General features: G+C 64.2%; 7 protein-coding genes. 5 read left to right on the top strand and 2 right to left on the bottom strand.

Going from position 1 to position 15,138, the window contains the following annotated elements:
* Positions 1–4 precede the first annotated feature (4 nt).
* Positions 5–1,426 carry a serine hydrolase domain-containing protein gene (locus BLQ28_RS29035; protein WP_093246804.1) on the bottom strand — a complete coding sequence of 474 codons (1,422 nt, stop codon included), beginning with the start codon at positions 1,424–1,426 and terminating at the stop codon, positions 5–7.
* 82 nt (positions 1,427–1,508) lie between these two features.
* Here BLQ28_RS29035 and BLQ28_RS29030 point away from each other — a divergent pair, with 82 nt between their 5' ends.
* Positions 1,509–4,115 carry an FtsX-like permease family protein gene (locus BLQ28_RS29030; protein ID WP_093246803.1) on the top strand — a complete coding sequence of 869 codons (2,607 nt, stop codon included), beginning with the start codon at positions 1,509–1,511 and terminating at the stop codon, positions 4,113–4,115.
* A gap of 120 nt (positions 4,116–4,235) precedes the next feature.
* Here the strand turns inward: BLQ28_RS29030 and BLQ28_RS32845 are convergent, their stop codons facing one another.
* On the bottom strand, positions 4,236–4,481 hold the full coding sequence (locus BLQ28_RS32845; protein WP_143012597.1) for a hypothetical protein: 246 nt from the start codon (positions 4,479–4,481) through the stop codon (positions 4,236–4,238).
* Between the two features lie 160 nt (positions 4,482–4,641).
* Here BLQ28_RS32845 and BLQ28_RS29025 point away from each other — a divergent pair, with 160 nt between their 5' ends.
* The 4 genes from BLQ28_RS29025 to BLQ28_RS29010 all read left to right on the top strand — a co-directional run.
* The gene (locus tag BLQ28_RS29025) at positions 4,642–5,412 is read left to right on the top strand and encodes an SDR family oxidoreductase (protein WP_093246802.1); all 771 of its coding nucleotides are present in this window, start codon (positions 4,642–4,644) and stop codon (positions 5,410–5,412) included.
* A 462-nt stretch (positions 5,413–5,874) separates the two neighbouring features.
* Positions 5,875–6,084: an MbtH family protein gene (locus BLQ28_RS29020; protein WP_093246801.1), complete on the top strand. Its 210-nt coding sequence runs from the start codon at positions 5,875–5,877 to the stop codon at positions 6,082–6,084.
* On the top strand, positions 6,012–10,511 hold the full coding sequence (locus BLQ28_RS29015) for a non-ribosomal peptide synthetase (RefSeq protein WP_093246800.1): 4,500 nt from the start codon (positions 6,012–6,014) through the stop codon (positions 10,509–10,511). Before BLQ28_RS29020 ends, BLQ28_RS29015 begins: the two co-directional genes overlap by 73 nt.
* Positions 10,512–10,620: 109 nt before the next feature.
* Positions 10,621–15,138, top strand: a 4,518-nt coding sequence (locus BLQ28_RS29010; RefSeq protein WP_143012596.1) for a non-ribosomal peptide synthetase, incomplete at its 3' end; no start/stop codon positions are given.

Below are 15,138 nucleotides of genomic sequence, written 5' to 3'. Positions count from 1 at the left end.
ACCCTTACTCCTGCGGCACGGCGACCGGCTCGCCGACGCGCCGCGCGTCGAGCTGGCTGCCGCCTTGCGACAGCGAGACACCCGTCACCGCATTCCCATCACCGCGCCGAAAAACGAACTGCGCGCCGATGGACGCCACCACGAAGCGGTCGCTGCCCGTGGGCAGGAGCGCGCTGTAGCCGCGCCCCGTCTCGCGCACCAGCAGCTTGGCGCCGCGCACGGCGAAGGTCAGCGACATCGTCTTGTTGACGCGGAACTCGCCCTTGTAGTCATCGAGCCGCGCGGGATCGACCGGCACTTCGAGGGTCGACACCGGGTAGCGGCTCTTGCCGATCGCCAGGAACACCGACTGCATCGGCGCGCGCGTGTTGCTGCTGAGCACGATCATGGCTTCGCCGGTGTCGGGCGCGAGCAGCCAGAGCGTGCGGTAGCCCTCGGTCACGCCCGCGTGGTAGTAGGTGCGCCGCGCGCCTTCGGTGCCGCGCACCATCACGGCGTAGCCGATCTCCGCGCCTTCATAACGCGCCAGCGGCGTGAGCATGCGCACGGCCGCCGGGCCGAGCGGGCCAGCCGCGCCGGCCAGGATCGCGCGGCTGAAGGTCAGCATGTCGGCGGCGGTGGAACGCAGCGCGCTGGCCGGTGCATAGGCCAGCATGTCCAGCAGCTGCTGGCGCCGGTCGCCGGCGAAGGCCGGGGCCATGCGCGAGGCCTTGTCGCCGAGCGGGATCACGGTGTCGTTCATGCCCAGCGGTTCGGTGATGCGCGCGCGTACCAGTTCGCCCCACGAGGTGTTGTAGCGCTCGGCCAGCAGCTGCCCGAGCAGGGCCATGCCGAAGTTGCTGTAGTTGCCTTCGCAGGGCGCCGCGGGCGCGGTGAGCTTGATGCGCGTGAGCGCGGCCCAGAACATCGGCTTGTCGAAGGTGCGGAACTGCTCGGCCAGCGCCGGGCCACCGCCCACGCCATCGGCCATCACGGGCATGCAGCCGGTGTGCGTGACGAGCTGGCGCAGCGTCACCGCGGCCACGGGGGGCGACAGGCCCTCGACCTTGCCGGCCAGCAGCTTGCCGACGGTGTCGTCGAGCTTCAGGTCGCCGCGCTCCACCGCCTGCGCGAGCAGCAGGCCAGTGAAGACCTTGGTGACCGAGCCGATCTCGAACATCGGCTGCTCGGCGCTGTTGGGTTCGATGGGGCGCGGCGTCGAAGGCGGCTCGGGGTTGTAGGCCGCGCCGTAGGCGGCCTTGCCGTTGCGCAAGGTACCGACGACGAGCGTGCCGCGTTCGGCACCGAGCGCGGCCTTGGCCAGTGCCACCGGGTCGCTCGCCAACGTGAGGGGCAGCAACTGCGCGGCCGCGTTGCCGGCCAGCAGCGCCAGCAGCAGACAGGCCGCGAACCAGCGGTGGTACCGGGCAGAAAACAGGGGCCGCATCGTCAGGTTCCTCAGGCGTCATCGAAGAGGCGCCATCGTGCCACGGCAGATGTAACACCACGCGCGCCGCGACAATCGGGCCATGCGCGCACTGCTCACCACTTTCTCCTGGCAAGAACTCCGCCACCACCCCTGGCGCAATGCAGCGGCCGTGCTGGCCGTGATGCTGGGCGTGGCGCTCGCGTTCTCGGTGCAACTGATCAATGCCTCGGCGCTTGACGAGTTCGCCAGCGCGGTGCGCTCGGTCAACGGCCAGCCCGATCTCGAAGTGCGCGCCGTGCAGGGCGGCTTCGACGAAGCCGTGTTCGCCCGGCTGGCACAGCATCCGCAGGTGACGCTCGCGAGTCCGGTGCTCGAGTTCCAGGGCCTGGCACTGGCAAGCGGTGAACGCCAGGTGCCGATGCGCGTGATCGGCGTCGACGCGCTGGTGCTGCCCGCCATCGCGCCCGCGCTGATGCCGCAGCCCGCGGCCGGTGTCGACCGCTTCGCGTTGTTCGCGCCGGGCCATGTGTTCCTGAACGCCGCGGCGCGCAGCGCACTGGGTTTGCCGGCGCAAGCCGGTGCCGGCGTGACCGAGACGGTGCAGCTGCGCAGCGGCGACGCATGGCAGCGGCTCGACGTGGCCGGCCACGTGGCCGCAAGCGGCGCGGCGCTCGCGGTGATGGACATTGCAGCGGCGCAGGAGCTGTTCGGCCAGATCGGACAACTCAGCCGTGTCGACCTGCGGCTGGCGCCCGGCACCGACCGCGCGGCTTTCATCGCCTCACTGCAGCAGTCGCCGGGCTGGCCGGCGGGCGTGCAGTTCGCCGAGCCGGGCGATGCGGCCGAGCGCGTGAGCAACCTGTCGCGCGCCTACCGCGTCAACCTCACGGTGCTGGCGCTGGTCGCGCTGTTCACAGGCGCTTTCCTCGTCTTCTCGGTGCTCGCACTCAGCGTGGCCAAGCGCGCGCAGCAGTTCGCGCTGCTCGGCGTGCTGGGCCTGACGCCGCGCGAGCGGCTGCGGCTGGTGCTGGCCGAATCGCTGGTGCTGGGCCTGATCGGCAGCGCGGCGGGCCTTGCGCTCGGCACCGCGCTCGCGGCCTTCGCGCTGCGGGTGCTCGGCGGCGACCTGGGTGGCGGCTACTTCGAAGGCGTGGCGCCCAAGCTGCACTGGAGCAGCGGCGCGGCGCTGCTGTACGGCGGCCTCGGCGTGCTGGCCGCGCTCGTCGGCGGCTGGTGGCCCGCGCGCGCGGCACAGGCCTTGCCCGAAGCGCAAACGCTCAAGGGCCTGGGCGCCGCGCCCACGCAGGGCAACAGCCACTGGCTCGCGCTGGGGCTAATCGCCCTCGGCGCGGTGCTGGCGAACATCCCGGCCATCGGCGGCATTCCGGTGGCGGCCTACCTGTCGGTGGCCTGCCTGCTGGTGGGCGGCATCACCGCCCTGCCTTGGCTGATCGCGCTGCTGTACGACCGCGTGGCGCCGCTGTTCGCGCAGCGCGTGCTGCCGATGCTGGCCGTCGAGCGCGCGCGGCGCATGCGCGGCACGGCGGCCGTGGCGGTGAGCGGCGTGGTGGCGAGCCTGAGCCTTGCCGTCGCGCTCACCGTGATGGTCGCGAGCTTCCGCGACTCGGTCACGCACTGGCTCGACGTGGTGCTGCCGGCCGACCTGTACGTGCGCGCCACCTCCGGCGGCCGGGGCAGCAACACGGGCAACAGCAGCAGCACCGACACCGCGACCTTCTCGCCGGCCTTCGTGCAGGCGCTGGCGCAATTGCCCGGCGTGGGGCGCACGGGCACGCTGCGCACGCAGTCGCTGCAGCTCGACGCCTCCCGCCCGGCCGTGACGCTGATCGCGCGCAGCCTGGAAGGCAACGCATCGCAGTCGCTGCCGCTGGTGGGTACCGCGTTGCCGGTGCCCGAGGGGCAGATCGGCATCTACGTGAGCGAGCCGATGGTCGAGCTGTACGGCGCGAAGCCGGGGACCACGTTCGCGCCGCTGTCGGATGCGATGGCCACGGCCGTCACGTCGAAAACGCCGCCCGTGTTTTTCGTCGCGGGTGTGTGGCGCGACTACGCGCGGCAGTTCGGCGCGGTCACCGTGGATGCGCGCGACTTCGAGCGCATCACCGGCGAGCGCAACGTGAGCGACGTCGCGCTGTGGCTCGCCCCCGGCGCGTCGGAAGGCGCCGTGCAGACGGCCGTGCGCGAGCTGGCGGCACGGCAAGGCGGCGCGTCTTCCGAGTCGATCGAGATTGCGTCGGTGGGGCAGATCCGCGCGACTTCGCTGCGCATCTTCGACCGCAGCTTTGCCGTGACCTACTGGCTGCAGGCGGTGGCGATCGCCATCGGGCTCTTCGGCATCGCGGCGAGCTTCAGCGCGCAGGTGCTGGCGCGGCGCAAGGAGTTCGGTCTGCTCGCGCACCTGGGCTTCACGCGGCGGCAGGTGCTGGCGGTGGTGGCGGGCGAAGGCGCGGCTTGGACGGCCATCGGCGCCGTGGCGGGCCTGCTGCTCGGGCTGGCCGTGTCGGTGGTGCTGGTGAAGGTGGTGAACCCGCAGAGCTTCCACTGGAGCATGGACCTGCTGGTGCCCTGGACGCGGCTGCTGGTGCTTTGCGCGGCGGTGGTGGCGGCCGGCACGGTGACCGCGTGGATGGCGGGGCGGGCTGCGGCCGGCAAGGACGTGGTGTTGGCGGTCAAGGAAGACTGGTAGCTCCCTCTTTCACCGAAATCCAGATGTCGGGGCGTTGAATTCTTGCCAATCAGATTGAAATTGGCGCCGCGCCAATAGCTGAACCACATGGGCGCTCGACTCAGTCCACAAGCGCGCCGTTCAGGCGGCACCCAAGAGTAGAGCGCTGAACAAGACAGCTCTGGCGATCACGCATCGACTGTCCAGCGTGGTCAACACACACGAGATTTCGATGCCAGGGCCGAGCGCGGCGATCGGCGCAGCACGCATGCGGAATTGCCCGAGCAACAGGGGCACCATGCCTGGATCTGAATGCCCCAGAAAGTCGACGTCGAATGCGCGCGGATGCCGTTCATCCATCGCCCAAGGCGAGCGCAACTGATCCACCGACTATCACTCCCCCAATGCTCGGCCACCCTGTGAGCAGTGCAGAATGCATTGATCTCCGCAACCCCTTGGGCATTGGTTTGGTATGTGGTTGCAGGCCCCGTCACCTCTGGGGAGCATCAGCAGTTGTTTGCGCCTCATTTCCTGGAAGAAGATATCAATGGACCTCACCAATCTGTTCTCTCTCAAGGGCCGCACTGCGCTTGTCACCGGAGGTTCGCGCGGTATTGGACGAATGATCGCGCAGGCCTATTTGATCCAAGGCGCGCGGGTCTACATCTCGGCGCGTGGCGCGGAAGCTTGTGACCGGGCCGCGAAGGAGCTTTCGGAACTGGGCGCGTGTTTCTCGTTGCCCGCCGATGTTTCGACAATCGAGGGCGCGCAAGCGCTGTCGGATGCCTATTCGAAGAATGAGAGCGAGCTCGACATCCTCGTCAACAATGCCGGCTCTGCCTGGGGCGCGCCATACGACGAGTTCCCCGAGAGTGGCTGGGACAGGGTGATGGATCTGAATGTCAAGACACCGTTCTTCCTGACCCAGATCATGACTCCCTTGTTGCGCAAAGCGACGACCCACAGGCTCGCCAAGGTCATCAACATCGCATCGGTCGACGGCATCTCGGTCAGCCCAAGAGAGACCTACTCATACGCTGCCAGTAAAGCCGGCCTGATTCAGCTCACCCGGATGATGGCTCTGCGCCTCGCACCTGAGCGCATTGTCGTGAGCGCCATTGCACCAGGCGCCTTCGCCACGGACATGAACAAGACAGCGCGCGACCATGCCGACGAGGTCGCAGCCTTCATTCCGCTGGGTCGCATTGGCAACCCCGAAGATATCGCCGGCGCGGCCGTTTACCTTGCGTCGCGTGCAGGCGACTACGTGGTCGGCTCGACGTTGATCGTTGACGGCGGCGCGACGCACGCGCGCTGACATTTCGCCAGACGACATGCGATGTATCTGACATCGCAGCACTTTCAAGCTTGCCCCTGAGGGTGACAACGCAATGCCATGTCGCCATGGCGGATGCTCATGAGCATCTGCGCGAGATGGCGTACTCCAACAGTTTCGGCGCGCCGATGGGCCTTTCGTCCGGCGCTCCCTCAAGCGTCAAGCGAGACATTCAGCGCTCGTCCAATGAGACGCGGATTTAACTATTTTCGAGTCATTTTTATCAAAAATAATTCTAAAGGTTTATATATACTAAATATAGTAATTTAGAAATAAAAATCAACTGGCGTCGAATAGAAAAATACACAATAAGTATGCATTGTGCGACTTTCAACTTCGTGTTTGAATATTACTGTTTCTCGTAATGACTAGGCACTCTTGGATCTTTCGCCAGATTGGCGAAGTCTTTGAATTGCCACAATCCAATCTGAAGCAGAAGATCGCATGACCAATCCGTTTGAAAATAACGACGCCTCCTTTCTAGTGCTTGTCAACGACGAAAATCAGCATTCGATTTGGCCAGAGTTTATTGAAATCCCCAATGGATGGAAAAAAATAAATGGTCCAGCAAGCAAACCTGAATGCTTGAAATTCGTGGAAGAAAACTGGACCGACATGCGCCCCCGAAGCCTTTCGGAATCAATGGAAAAATAAAAACAAGATCGCCTGCCGCTTCCGGTCTCATTCGGAAACCCGGCCATCCAGCGCAAACTCCTTTCTCGCGCGTGGTGAATGCGCGCGCCGCTCAATTCATTGGTGTTCCACGCATCAAAAAAACAGGATCAGACCCCATGGTCTCGCCGCATAGCAACGATTGGCCCTTGTCTCTTGCGCAACTCGGGGTCTGGTTCGAACGGCAGTTCTACGCCAACAAGCCGTCTCACAATATTGGTGAATTGACCGAAATACACGGTGCTATTGACCCCAATTTATTCATGCGATGCCTGGCTCTGGCCGCGAAAGAAAGCCAGGCACTGTCCATCGCCATCGTGGCGCATGAATCCGGACCTCGGCAGACCATAGAAAAAGAAGGCCCTGACGTTCACTGCGAATTCCTGGATTTCAGTCGAGATGCAGACCCAGAGGCCTCCATGCAGGAAGCAATAGCCCGCAAGATGGGGCGTTCGATTTCTCCACTGGATTCCTCACTTTTTTCCTATGCTCTGATCAAGCTTTCGGAAACCCGCTTTGTCTGGCATCAGCTTTACCATCACATTATCATTGACGGGTATGGCTGGTCTGTAATTGCGCGCCGAATCGCTGAACTTTATACAGCAATTTCGGCTGGGCAAAAAGTCTCCGCGGCTTGGTTTGTACCGTTGACACGACTTCTGGACATCGAGGCTGATTACGTGGCCTCTGATGCATTCGTATCAGACCGTGAATTTTGGGAGTCCTATCTTTCCCGCCTTCCAGAACCCGCACGACTGGCCCATAACAACAAGAGCTTCTCGAGCGTGCCGGTTCGCAGCGCGTCAAGGGTTGAGGGCGCCACGGCTGCCGCCCTATCGACGCTTGCCCAGAAGGCCAGCATGTCGCTGGCCCGCTCTCTCATATCGGCGGTCGCGATCTATTTGTTCCGTGCAATTGGCGCGCGAGATTTTTCAACAGGACTTCCCGTATCAGGACGATCGGCGGAAACAGCGCTGATTCCCTGCATGATGTCCAACACCATTCCCCTGCGCATTTCGATCTCACCCGAAATGACAGTGATGCAAGTGATGGCACAGATTGACAAGGAAATAAAACTGGTCCTTCAGCATCGGCGCTATCCAGCATCCAGGCTGTATTTGGATGCCAAGAGAATTCGAGGTTACGGCAGTGATTTTGGGCCAATGATCAATGTACTGCCATTCAAGGAAGGGCTTGATTTTGGCGGAATACCATCAAAGTCCTACAACATTTCCGCACGGGCAATCTCCGATGTCTCATTTACTTTTTTCCTGAACAAGGATCAGAGCTTCGACATCAACTGCACTGCCAATCCAAATGCCTACTCAGCAGCCGACCTGGAAATGCATCAAAAGCATTTTCTCAATCTGCTGAAATCCATTGCCGCCAATTCCTCCACGCCCATCGGAAGAATTGAATTGATGGATTCGTCAGATCAACAATGCATTCTGAAAGAATGGGCGGGCGCTCCATCAACGGCCTCAAAGCTTACGCTGCCAGAGTTGTTCGAGCGTCAAGCAGCAAAGGCACCCAATAACATTGCAATCAGTTTCCAAGGCTCACAAATAAATTACACCGAATTGAATGAACGCGCCAACAGATTGGCGCACCATTTGATTTCTCGGGGAATTGGCCCAGAAAGTATTGTGGCGCTGGCCTTGCCCCGTTCACCACAACTTCTCGTGAGCTTGTTGGCAATTCTCAAAGCCGGGGCCGCTTATCTCCCACTGGATCTTGAATATCCCAGGGATCGCCTCGAGTTCATGTTGACCGATGCCGCACCCAACTGCATGGTGGCGAGCGTGGCCACGATTTCGCAGTTGACCTATGGTCAGTCGACGCCTTTATTGATTGACGATCCCTCGCTTGCAGTTGCATTGCAACAACTGCCAACGACCAACCCGACAAATGCAGACAGAACACAACCTCTCGATTTTCTGCATCCTGCTTATGTGCTTTACACATCGGGCTCCACCGGAAAACCTAAAGGTGTTGCAGGAACATGCCATGCATTGATCAATAGATTGCAATGGGATGTGAGCGCGGGAGATACCAATACCGTCTACGCCCAGAAAACCACGCACAACTTCATCGATTTCATTTGGGAAGCGCTGATGCCCCTTTTCAACGGGCATCGACTCTTGGTCATTCCGCCGAATCTGTCCAAGGATGTAGACGGGCTGATCACGTTATTGGCAGCGGAAAAAGTAACGCGGATCGTCGTGGTCCCCTCATTGCTGCAGGCCATGCTGGACGATGAACGCGATTTGGGTCATCGCCTTCCAGAACTGAAGTACTGGTCCTGCGGCGGCGAGGCGCTGACGCCGGACCTGGCGGGACGTTTCAGGAAAGCCCTGCCGCACGCATTGCTGATCAACCTATACGGCACTTCCGAGTTCTGGGATGCCGCCGGCTGGGTCAACGAAGACATCGCCGACCGTGGGCTTGGCAGCGTACCGATCGGTTCTCCCATCCCGGGCATGCGCGTCTACGTCCTGGACGCAATGCTCCGCGCGGTCCCTCCAGGAGCCGTCGGCGAGCTCTATGTTGCTGGTGCAGGACTCGCCCGCGGCTATCTGAACCGCCCCGGCTTGACTGCCGAGCGCTTCCTGGCCAATCCCTTCGGCGCATCGGGAGACCGCATGTACCGCACTGGAGACCTGGCACGCTGGAGCGTCGAAGGCGTGCTCGACTACCTCGGCCGCGCGGATCATCAGGTGAAACTGCGCGGCTTCCGAATCGAACCGGGCGAGATCGAGGCCGAACTCGTCAAGCACCCGCTGGTGAACCAGGCCTCGGTGATCGCGCGCGAGGACGGCGCTGGCGGCAAACGCCTGGTCGCATACCTCGTGGCGGACCCGGCAGCGATGCCTGATCGATCGCGTGCTCCCGAGTTTGGTCTTTTCTATTTCGCCGATGCCAATCAGGACCCGGACGGTGAGCTCTACCGGCTGTATGTCGAAGGCGCCAAGTTCGCGGACAAGAACGGTTTTTCGGCGGTTTGGACACCGGAGCGGCACTTCACGAAAGTCGCTGCAGCATTTCCCAATCCGTCGGTGCTGAGCGCAGCGCTGGCAATGGTCACTGAGCGCATTCAGCTGCGCGCGGGCAGCGTGGTACTGCCGTTGCATCATCCTTTGCGGGTTGCCGAGGAATGGTCGGTGGTCGATCACCTGTCGCGCGGCCGGGTCGGCATCGCTTTCGCTTCGGGCTGGGTGCCGGAAGACTTTGTCTTCGCTCCTGACAACTACGCCAACCGCTACCAGGTCATGCTGGACGGCGTGCAGCAGGTGCGCGAACTCTGGCGCGGCGGCACGATGAGCGCCCGCAACGGCGTCGGGCACGAGACGCAGTTGAAACTGCAGCCCAAGCCCGTCCAGCCCGAGCTACCGGTCTGGATCACCGCCACCCGCAGCCCGGCGACCTTCGAAGCTGCGGGCCGCATGGGCGCGAACGTGCTGACCGCGCTCTTGAGCCTCACGGTGCCGGAGCTCACCGAGAACATACGGATCTACCGCGAGGCGCTGCGTGCCAACGGCTTTGATCCCGACTCGCGCAAGGTGGTGCTCATGCTGCATACCTTCGTGGGCCCGGACGACGAAACGGCTCGCCAGCTGGCGCACGAGCCGATGCTTCAATACTTCCGCTCGCACACGGAGCTGCGCAAGAGCGTCTCGCAGGACCTGGGAGGAGACATTGCGAACAAGGCGATCGGAGACGTCGATGCCGAGCAACTGATCGAAGCCGCAGTCCGCCGGTACTTTAGTACCTCGTCCCTGATCGGCGGCCCCGAGACTTGCCTGAACCTGGTGCGGAAGCTCGAAAAGATCGGCGTCGACGAGTTCGCATGCCTGATCGATTTCGGCGTCGCCACGGACCAGGTGCTCGGCAACCTGCCGCATCTGGCGACAGTCATGAAGAAGTCGCGCACGGGTCCGGCGCCAGAGGCAGCGGAAATGCACGCTCATCTCGCGGCTTCGTTGCCCGAGCACATGGTGCCCTCGCACTACGTCTGGCTGGACGCGTTGCCCCTGATGCCGAACGGCAAGCTGGACCGCAAGGCCCTGCCGGCGCCTCATATCGCACCGCAGACCGGTCGCGCTCCAAGCACGCCGCAAGAAGAAACCCTGGCGCGGCTCTTCGCGGAGATTCTTGGGCTTCCACAGGTCGGCGCGGAAGAGAGCTTCTTCGACCTGGGCGGCCATTCGCTGTTGGCGACGCGGCTGATCAACCGCATCCGTACGACGATGGGTGTCGAGATCGGCATCCACACCCTGTTCGAGGCTTCGAGCGTGGCGAGGCTGGCCGGCAAATTGGCCACCGCGCCCAAGGCGCGGACGGCGTTGCGGCCAACGCGACAAAGCAACAAGCTCCCGCAGCCTTCGGTCCGGTACGACAACAGCCTCTGACGGCTGGCCTCGGGGGTATCTCGCAGCGTTGCCTCAAGCGCCGCTTGCCAGGGCCCCGTCCATCGGCACCCTCTGCCGGCACCACTCATCATTCAGTTCGGAACCTTTCATGATTCCCCTGTCCTTTGCGCAACGACGGCTGTGGTTCCTCTACCAGATTGACGGCCCCACCCCGACCTACAACGTCCCGACGGCCGTTCGTTTCGAAGGACGCATGGACGACACCGCGATGGCGGCCGCGCTGGCCGACCTGGTGGCACGCCATGAAAGCCTGCGCACCGTTTTCCTGGAAGGGGCGCAGGCGCCCGAGCAGCGCGTTCTTCCGCCCGAAGCGGCGCGCCCCGTGCTGCAAGTCGAAGATGCCTCGGAGGCCACGCTCGCCCAGCAGATCGAGCAGGCCTCGGCCTACGGTTTCAGGCTGGACGGCGAGATCCCGTTTCGCGCCTGGCTGTTCCATCTGGACAACGGGCAACACGTGCTGCTGCTGCTGTGCCACCACATCGCCTGCGACGGGTGGTCGTGGGCGCCAATGGCACGCGACCTCTCCGAAGCGTATGCCGCACGCTGCGAGGGCAATGCGCCGGCCTGGAATCCCCTGCCCGTGCAGTACGCCGACTACACCTTCTGGCAGCACGACCTGCTGGGCAGCGAGACCGATCCAGACAGCCTCATCGCAAGGCAACTGGGTTACTGGCAGCAGACACTTGCCGACCTGCCCGACCAACTGGAGTTGCCCACGGACAGGCCGCGCCCATCCGTCTCTTCGCATGCAAGCGGGACTGTCGCGTTCCAGCTCGACGCCGATCTTCACCGGCGACTGCTGGCGCTGGCGCGCGAAGGTCAGGCCAGCCTCTTCATGGTGCTGCAGGCTGCGCTCGCGGCGTTGTTCACCCGCATGGGTGCAGGCACCGACATTCCGCTGGGCAGCCCGATCGCAGGGCGCACCGACGAGGCCCTCGACAACCTCGTGGGCTTCTTCCTCAACACGCTGGTGTTGCGCACGGACACGTCCGGCAACCCGGACTTTCGCGAACTGCTGGCCCGGGTTCGAGCTGTCAACCTGGGGGCCTACGCGCATCAGGACCTGCCGTTCGAGCGGCTGGTGGAAGTGCTCAATCCCACGCGCTCGATGGCGCGTCACCCCCTTTTCCAGGTAGCGCTGGTGCTGCAGAACAATGCGCGTGCCAGCTTCACGCTCCCGGGACTCGTCACCATCGGTGCAAAGTCGATGGAATCGATCGCCGGTACGTACGATCTGTCGTTCGAGTTGCGGGAGCAGCGCGACAAGGAAAACGCGCCGAGCGGCATGGCGGGCCGCATCGGGTTCTCCACGGAGTTGTTTGACCCCGCCACGGTCGAGCAGCTCGCCGCACGGCTGCAGCGCGTGCTGCAGGCCATCGTGGCCGATCCCTCGCAGTCCATCGGCCGCATCGACATCCTGCAGCCCGAAGAGCGCACGCAAATCCTGCGCGGCTGGAACGACACCACGCGCTCCGTGCCGGAGGCTACGCTGCCCGCATTCTTCGAGCTGCAAGTCGCGCGCACGCCGGACGTGACCGCTCTCGTCTTCGAGAACATCGCGCTCAGCTATCGCGAGCTCAATGCACGCGCCAACCGGCTGGCTCATTGCCTGATCGCCCGGGGCGCGGGTCCAGGGAGCTTCGTCGCCCTGGCCTTGCCTCGCTCCATCGAAATGGTGTGCGGGCTGCTGGCCATACTCAAGGCAGGCGCCGCCTACGTGCCGCTGGACGTGTCCTATCCGAAGGAGCGCCTGGCCTTCATGCTGGAAGACGCCGCGGCGCTCTACATGGTCAGCGATACGGCCACCGCCAGCGGGCTACCCGAGAGCACACCCGCGCTATGCCTGGACGCCCCCGCGTTCGCCGCCGAGCTCGCGGCAGCACCAGACACCGATCCCGCTGACCGCCATCGCACGCGCCCGCTCAAGGCAACCAGCGCCGCCTACGTCGTCTACACCTCCGGCTCCACCGGCCGGCCCAAAGGCGTGACGGGCCCGCATGCCGGCGTGATCAATCGCCTGTGCTGGATGCACGAGACGCGCCCTTACGAACCGGGCAAGGCTTCCATCGCCAAGAGCTCCATCGCCTTCTTCGACGGCAGCACAGAGATGCTCGGGCCACTGCTGTTTGGCGCCCCGCTGGTCATGGCCGGCCCGCAGGCCGTCAAGACGCCAGACGACCTTGTCGACCTGATCGAGCACCACCGGATCGACCGCATCACGCTGGTTCCCAGCCTGCTGGCCCACTTGCTCGAGCACTACGATGCATCGCGGCTGGGAGGCTGCCGCCTCTGGATCGTGAGTGGCGAGGTGCTGACGAATGAGCTGGCAAGCCGTTTCGAGAAAGTCCTGCCGCAATCGCAGCTGCTGAACTTCTACGGCTTCTCGGAAGCCACTGGCGACAGCCTCTTCGCGCGCGTCGGCAAGAACGACGTGCCGATCGGACGCCCGATCTGGAACACCCAGGTGTACGTACTGGACGCGCTGCTGCAGCCCGTGCCCGTGGGTGTGGCGGGCGAACTGTACGTGGCGGGCGCAGGCCTGTCTTACGGTTACTTGCGGCGGCCGCACCTGAGTGCCGAGCGCTTCGTGGCCAACCCCTTCGGCCCGCCGGGCAGCCGCATGTACCGCCCCGGAGACCTGGCGCGCTGGCGCCCCGACGGTGTGCTCGACTTCCTCGGGCGCGCCGACCAGCAGGTCAAGATCCGGGGCTTTCGCATCGAGCCCGGCGAGGTCGAGGCGGCACTCACGCGCCTGCCCGGCGTGACCCAAGCCGCAGTCGTCGCACGAGAGGACAGACCCGGGCAGAAGCAACTTGTGGGCTATGTGGTCGCCGAGCAAACGCTGCCGCTGGATCCGCAACTCCTGCGTCGCACGCTGGCCTTGCAACTGCCCGATTACATGGTGCCTGCGGCGATCGTGGTGCTCGATCGCCTGCCGCTCAACCCCAACGGCAAGCTCGACCGCAGGGCCCTGCCCGCGCCGGACTTCACACCGCAGAGCATGCGTGCGCCGCGCACACCGCAGGAAGAGATCCTGGTGACGCTCTTCGCGGAGATCCTCGGCCTTGCACAAGTGGGCATCGACGACAACTTCTTCGACCTTGGCGGCCACTCGCTGCTGGCCACCAAGCTGGTGAGCCGCATCCGCTCGGTGCTGGGCGTCGAGCTCGCCATCCGGGCCCTCTTCGAGGTGCCGACAGTCGCGCAACTGACCCATCGGCTCCTCGGGGCACGCGCGGCCCGCGCGGTCTTGCGGCCGATGGCGCGGCCCGCATCCATTCCCCTGTCCTTCGCACAGCGGCGCCTCTGGCTCCTTCACCAGATCGATGGCCCCGCGCCCACCTACAACGTGATGCTGGCCCTGCGCCTGAAGGGCCGGATCGACGATGCGGCGCTGACGTTGGCACTGAGTGACCTGACCAACCGCCACGAGAGCCTGCGCACCGTCTTCGCGGGCACGGACGACGCCATGCCATCGCAGCGCATTCTGGCGCCCGCTGATGCCCATCCCGTGCTGCGTGTGCAGCAGGCAACCGAAGCAGAGCTCACACAACGGCTCGCCGAAGCAACCGCTCATTGCTTCCAGCTGGACAGCGAGATTCCGTTTCGCGCCTGGCTGTTCCATCTGGACGAGGAGCGGCTGGATACACAAGCGCACGTGCTGCTGCTGATGTGCCACCACATTGCCAGCGACGGCTGGTCGCTCGCGCCGCTGGCGCGCGATCTGTCGCAGGCCTACGCCTCGCGTGTACAGGGCCAGCCACCGGCCTGGGCACCGCTGCCGGTGCAGTACGCCGACTACACGCTCTGGCAGCACGCCTTGCTGGGCAGCGAGTGCGATACCGACAGCGTCATCGCCGGCCAGTTGGCCTATTGGCAGCGCGCGCTCGCCGGCCTGCCCGAGCAACTGGCACTGCCCACCGACAGGCCGCGGCCCGCCGTGGCCAGCTATCGCGGCGAACGGATCGCGTTTCAGATCGACGCCGACCTGCACAAGGGTCTGCTGGCACTCGCGCGCGAAGGGCAGGCCAGCCTGTTCATGGTGCTGCAAGCGGCACTGGCGACCTTGCTCACCCGCCTGGGTGCAGGCACCGATATCCCGTTGGGCAGCCCTATCGCCGGGCGCACCGACGAAGCGTTGAACGACCTCGTGGGCTTCTTTGTCAACACGCTGGTGCTGCGCACGGACACCTCGGGCGATCCCAGCTTCCATGCGTTGCTGGCGCGTGTACGCCAGACCAACCTGGGTGCCTATGCGCACCAGGACCTGCCGTTCGAGCGTTTGGTGGAGGTGCTCAACCCGTCGCGCTCGATGGCGCGGCATCCGCTGTTCCAGGTGTCACTGGTGCTGCAGAACCACACCCTCGCCAGCTTCACGCTGCCGGGGCTGGAAGCGACGGCCGAACCCATCGTGCTGAACACCGCCAAGTTCGACCTGTCGTTCGAGCTGTGGGAGCAGCGCAGCAAGGATGGCACACCGCAAGGCATCTCGGGACGGCTCGAATTCGCGACAGACCTGTTTGACCGCACGACAGTCGAGCAGTTGGTAGCCCGGCTGCAGCAGGTGCTCCAGGCGATCGCAGCCGATCCCTCGCAGCCCATCGGG

Origin of the sequence: Variovorax sp. EL159, assembly GCF_900100965.1 — a bacterium.
Taxonomy (GTDB): Bacteria; Pseudomonadota; Gammaproteobacteria; order Burkholderiales; family Burkholderiaceae_C; genus Variovorax.
The sequence above is the reverse complement of the archived record's forward strand: the minus strand, read 5'-3'. Positions and strand labels throughout refer to the sequence as shown.

Excerpts from the sequence above, each read along its gene's own strand:
- BLQ28_RS29020 (WP_093246801.1), top strand. The coding sequence starts at position 5,875 with ATGACCAATCCGTTTGAAAATAACGACGCCTCCTTTCTAGTGCTTGTC.
- BLQ28_RS29025 (WP_093246802.1), top strand. The coding sequence starts at position 4,642 with ATGGACCTCACCAATCTGTTCTCTCTCAAGGGCCGCACTGCGCTTGTC.
- BLQ28_RS29015 (WP_093246800.1), top strand. The coding sequence starts at position 6,012 with ATGCTTGAAATTCGTGGAAGAAAACTGGACCGACATGCGCCCCCGAAG.
- BLQ28_RS29030 (WP_093246803.1), top strand. The coding sequence starts at position 1,509 with ATGCGCGCACTGCTCACCACTTTCTCCTGGCAAGAACTCCGCCACCAC.
- BLQ28_RS29035 (WP_093246804.1), bottom strand. The coding sequence starts at position 1,426 with ATGCGGCCCCTGTTTTCTGCCCGGTACCACCGCTGGTTCGCGGCCTGT.